This window comes from Tamlana crocina (assembly GCF_012037625.1).
Map to the genome: position 1 here is coordinate 1 of NZ_JAAVJS010000928.1, position 255 is coordinate 255.

At 40.0% G+C, this 255-nt stretch carries 1 pseudogene; it reads right to left on the reverse strand.

Annotated features, from left to right (window positions below):
* Positions 1–255: pseudogene (locus HC176_RS19545) on the reverse strand (IS3 family transposase); the annotation flags it as partial.

Here is a 255-nt window from a genome sequence, read left to right on the forward strand (position 1 = left end):
TAATCACCGTAAGATACAGCCAACCTTGCTTTGGATATAAGTAATATCGCTTACCCATACTTGGTTTTGTCTTTTTACATCAAAGCATTGATTCTGCAAGTTGGGAGCTATTGGATAGCTATGGTTGATATCTGTTGTTGTTCTAAACTTGCGTTTTCTTTTGGCCAGCAGATAATTGGCCTTCATGATACGCGCTACTCTTGGCCTAGATACCTTATAGCCCAATGATTCCAGTTCGGATTTCATTCTAGGTGC